We start from the raw sequence: 2,954 nt of genomic DNA on the forward strand, positions 1-2,954 counted from the left end.
GGGCTATGCCGCGTCCTGGAGGGGGAGGGCCGCCGCGGCGGCCTGCTTGGCGGACTCCAGCGCCTTGGTGAACGTCGAGGCGACGACGGCGGCCTCGTCGGTCAGCGCGTCTATCTCGGCGACCGCCAGGTCGTCGACCGTGGTGCGGGCAAGGAGGTCGAGGAGTTCGTCGCTGCCCGCGGCCAGCCGCTCGATCTCCCGTACCTCGGCGTAGCGGGCGTCGGCCTCGGCGACCTGTGAGGCGTAGGCCTCCAGCGCCGCCACCCGCCGCTCGATGCCTTGCAGGCTCGTCGCGAGCACACGTTGGCGAGAGGCGAGCAGCTCGGCCAGCGTGGCGTTGTCCGTCTCCTGCGGTGCCCGTTGATCCTTGCGGGCCACGCGGCTGTAGTTCCGCAGGTCTTGGGCGATCGCCCACTCCTGCCGGGGGAAGGCTGCCTCGTTGCGCTGGGCGTCGAGCCACTTCTCGCGGTGCACTTTGGAGTCGAGCACGGCCGTCATCGCCCGCCGAGCCCGGGCCAGGAGTTCCTGGGCGTCGGCGGTCAGGTCCTTCGGATGCACGAGGTGCTTCTGGGCGGCGGCGAGCCGGCGCAGCTGCCCGTTGTAGAGCGCCCGGTCGGCGATCAGACCGGCGCAGAGCACGGCCACGACGCCGGCGGCCAGCGGCCACAGGGACAGCAGCGTGTGCGCCAGGTCGACGGCCTTCTGCAGCAGCTGGTCCTGCGCGCCGACGAGGGTGGAGGAGTCGGCGGCGGGATCCGCGATCTCGAGGCCACCGGTCCACCACGACAGCACGGCGGCCGCCGCGACTCCCGCTCCGCCGCGCGCCAGAAGCGGGACGGCCGCCCACAGCGGGTTGGCCGGGCGGCCCACGTAGCGGCGAGGGTCCTCCAGGGCCTGCAGCAGGACCTTCCGGGTAGCGTCCGAGAGCTCCGCATCCGGGTCGAGGACCGGGCGTGCCGTGCTGCCCGCGGGCTTCTTGGACTCCGTCACCGCTTCCTCCCCCTGTACGTCCACAGCCCGCTCGGCCAGGCTCCGCCTGTCCGGCGGCGGCCGCGCGGTCGCGGGCCGACGCATCGGTCCGCGCCACGGTACGTGATCGCCTTCCGGCGCCAAGGCGGCTGGACCTTGGAGTACTTCACGCTGGACCGGTCCCATCGCCCCGCGGTGGGGGTCCTGGCAGCGAGACGCCACGGGCGCGGCCGGCAACGCCGGTGAACAGACGCCCCCCAGCAGAGCCGAACCAGGGAAAAGCGGTGGGCCCGGTCCCGAGTCGTGCCGATACTGGCGACGAAGGAAGTGAGGCTCCCGTGCCGCAGGTCGAACCGAGTGTTCTCGACGCTCTCATGGAAGCGGCGCAGGACGCCGCTTCCTACGAGGCCGTCGCCGTCGTGCTCGCGGCCGCCGACCTCGACACGAACGCGGCCGCCGCACAGCAGCGCGATGCGCTGCTCGCCGCGCTGCGACTTCGGCTATCCGGGACGGGCAAGGCCCAGGACTTCGCTGCGCCGCTCCCCGTCCACCCGCTCAGGGGGTGGCTGGCGAGCCTGTCCGAGGCCACCGCCGACCAGTTGGAGATCTGGAGCGCATACGCCGAGGCCGTCAGCAACCCTTTCGTCCGGGGCCGCCTCCATCACCTTCTTCTGGCCGCGGGACACGGCCGCAAGCCCGATCGCATCCGGGGCGCGGCCACCGGATACCTGGACGCGGCACCGCTGCTGCTCGCCACCCCCCGACGCTTCGCTGGCCTGGTGGGCGCGACGGAGTGCTTGCGCTGGGCCGGAGACCTCGCCCGGACCTTCAACCAGACCGACCTGTGCAAGCGTGTCACCGACGATACGGCTGCCCTGGCCGAACGCGTCCTGGCCGCGCCCGAGGACGATCCGGGGATTGTGGCCGGCCTTCTGGACGGACTGCGCGTCCAGCGCTACGACATCACGGACCTCGCGGAACGCGCCGCACGTCGCTACGTCGGCGATGTGCACACTCACATCGACTTCCTCAAGCTGCTGCGGGAGGAGGCGCCCGAGGACCGCCGAACCGGCATCGACACCGCGATCGTCAACGCCCTCCTCGACGCCGCCGACGCCGACACCGGGTTCCGTCGCCACAACCTGCTGACCCGGGCCGCGACCGAAGCCCGCGACCGGGGTCTGTCCGAGCTGAGAGTGCGTGCCGAGATGGCCTTGCAACAGACCGATCCGCACTCCCTGGGCTGGACCCGACTTGGTCGCCCACTCATCCCCCCGCCGGGACTGTTCGCCGGTGCCCGAGCACACATCGACGCCGCCGTCGACCTGCGCGACGCGCTGTGGCGAACCACGCAGGACGTCCATCCGGCGATGCGCGAGCACACCGACGACGCGCGCGCACTGGACGGTCTGCTCCGGATCCCGCGCACGCGCATCAACACCGCCGGCCCCGTCCAGGTCGCCCCGCCCGTCGACGCCGACGACGACCACGTCGTCGGACTGCAGGTCCTCGCGATGGACTTCGTCGGGCACCTCGCCGCCGAGCAACTCGACCGCATCCACGAGCGTTTCGAACCGGACGAGGCCGAGCTGATCGGCACCCTGTCCCACGAAGCCGTCCTGCCGCCGGCACGCGCCCGAACCCTGGCCTACGCCTTCCGGTACTTCTGGCTGGGGGAACTCGACGCGGCGGCGTGCATCGCGCTGCCCCAGGTCGAGCAGATCCTCAGACAACTCCTGCGCCCCCGAGTCCCGATCGTGTCCGTGGCCAAGGGCCAGACCCTGGGGACCGTCGACCCGATGGGCGGACTCCTCCGCAGCATGCCGGCCGCCGGGTATCCCCGGGACTGGAGCCGCGCCCTGGAGCTGCTCCTCGTCGACCCCGACCGCGGCATGAACCTGCGCAACGACGTCTGCCACGGCTTGGTCGACACTCCGCCCAAGCACCGCGTCGCGCTCATCCTCCAGGCCGCGCTGTACCTGCTC

General features: G+C 72.2%; 2 protein-coding genes. One reads left to right on the forward strand and one right to left on the reverse strand.

The features are described 5' to 3' along the window. Positions 1-3 precede the first annotated feature (3 nt). Entirely contained in the window at positions 4-990 is a 987-nt protein-coding gene (locus GUY61_RS36905; protein WP_166634661.1) for a hypothetical protein, read from the reverse strand. 317 nt (positions 991-1,307) lie between these two features. Here GUY61_RS36905 and GUY61_RS41710 point away from each other — a divergent pair. After that, positions 1,308-2,954, forward strand: a 1,647-nt coding sequence (locus GUY61_RS41710; RefSeq protein WP_166634662.1) for a DUF4209 domain-containing protein, incomplete at its 3' end; no start/stop codon positions are given.

This window comes from Streptomyces sp. GC420 (assembly GCF_009916105.1).
GTDB lineage: Bacteria > Actinomycetota > Actinomycetes > Streptomycetales > Streptomycetaceae > Streptomyces.